The organism is Lysinibacillus sphaericus (assembly GCF_015844675.1).
GTDB lineage: Bacteria > Bacillota > Bacilli > Bacillales_A > Planococcaceae > Lysinibacillus > Lysinibacillus sphaericus_E.
Genome location: NZ_LDGC01000066.1, coordinates 1 through 1,951, shown reverse-complemented (window position 1 = coordinate 1,951; position 1,951 = coordinate 1). Strand labels below are relative to the sequence as shown.

Sequence of the window (1,951 nt, the reverse complement as noted above, 5' to 3'; positions counted from 1 at the left end):
TATAGAGTGTCCTACAACCCCAAGAGGCAAGCCTCTTGGTTTGGGCTCTTCCCGTTTCGCTCGCCGCTACTCAGGGAATCGATTTTTCTTTCTCTTCCTCCAGGTACTTAGATGTTTCAGTTCCCTGGGTCTGCCTTCAAGACGCTATGTATTCACGTCAAGATACTACGCGATTAAACGTAGTGGGTTCCCCCATTCGGAAATCTCCGGATCAAAGCTCACTTACAGCTCCCCGAAGCATATCGGTGTTAGTGCCGTCCTTCTTCGGCTCCTAGTGCCAAGGCATTCGCCGTGCGCCCTTAATAACTTAACCTACAGCTTTCAATACACATCGCATTTCGTCGTCAGCTTCACTCGTTCAGTCAGTCACGTACATAGGTACGCTCCTTCCTTCTCTCAATTGCTTCCTAGAACTACTCGTGTCTTGAAACCTTATTCGTTATTAAGCCTATAAAAAAACTTAAAAAATAAATGTGTTTGTTACAATTTCAATGTCGTTTTATCCAGTTTTCAAAGAACAAGTTTTGAAGTAATTCATTCAGAAGAATGAACCTTCAAAACTGAACGCAAAACGTAATCTTACAAACCCTAGGTTTGTATTCCGAAAATATCCTTAGAAAGGAGGTGATCCAGCCGCACCTTCCGATACGGCTACCTTGTTACGACTTCACCCCAATCATCTATCCCACCTTCGGCGGCTGGCTCCAAAAGGTTACCCCACCGACTTCGGGTGTTACAAACTCTCGTGGTGTGACGGGCGGTGTGTACAAGGCCCGGGAACGTATTCACCGCGGCATGCTGATCCGCGATTACTAGCGATTCCGGCTTCATGTAGGCGAGTTGCAGCCTACAATCCGAACTGAGAACGACTTTATCGGATTAGCTCCCTCTCGCGAGTTGGCAACCGTTTGTATCGTCCATTGTAGCACGTGTGTAGCCCAGGTCATAAGGGGCATGATGATTTGACGTCATCCCCACCTTCCTCCGGTTTGTCACCGGCAGTCACCTTAGAGTGCCCAACTAAATGATGGCAACTAAGATCAAGGGTTGCGCTCGTTGCGGGACTTAACCCAACATCTCACGACACGAGCTGACGACAACCATGCACCACCTGTCACCGTTGTCCCCGAAGGGAAAACCATATCTCTACAGTGGTCAACGGGATGTCAAGACCTGGTAAGGTTCTTCGCGTTGCTTCGAATTAAACCACATGCTCCACCGCTTGTGCGGGCCCCCGTCAATTCCTTTGAGTTTCAGTCTTGCGACCGTACTCCCCAGGCGGAGTGCTTAATGCGTTAGCTGCAGCACTAAGGGGCGGAAACCCCCTAACACTTAGCACTCATCGTTTACGGCGTGGACTACCAGGGTATCTAATCCTGTTTGCTCCCCACGCTTTCGCGCCTCAGCGTCAGTTACAGACCAGAAAGTCGCCTTCGCCACTGGTGTTCCTCCAAATCTCTACGCATTTCACCGCTACACTTGGAATTCCACTTTCCTCTTCTGCACTCAAGTCCCCCAGTTTCCAATGACCCTCCACGGTTGAGCCGTGGGCTTTCACATCAGACTTAAAGGACCGCCTGCGCGCGCTTTACGCCCAATAATTCCGGACAACGCTTGCCACCTACGTATTACCGCGGCTGCTGGCACGTAGTTAGCCGTGGCTTTCTAATAAGGTACCGTCAAGGTACAGCCAGTTACTACTGTACTTGTTCTTCCCTTACAACAGAGTTTTACGATCCGAAAACCTTCTTCACTCACGCGGCGTTGCTCCATCAGGCTTTCGCCCATTGTGGAAGATTCCCTACTGCTGCCTCCCGTAGGAGTCTGGGCCGTGTCTCAGTCCCAGTGTGGCCGATCACCCTCTCAGGTCGGCTACGCATCGTCGCCTTGGTGAGCCGTTACCTCACCAACTAGCTAATGCGCCGCGGGCCCATCTTATAGCGACAGCCGA

Annotated in this window: 2 rRNA genes; both read right to left on the bottom strand. The window is 50.7% G+C overall.

Annotated features, from left to right (window positions below):
- Positions 1-313, bottom strand: a 23S ribosomal RNA gene (locus ABE34_RS16215); the annotation flags it as partial.
- A 304-nt stretch (positions 314-617) separates the two neighbouring features.
- Positions 618-1,951: ribosomal RNA gene (locus tag ABE34_RS16210) — 16S ribosomal RNA — on the bottom strand; the annotation flags it as partial.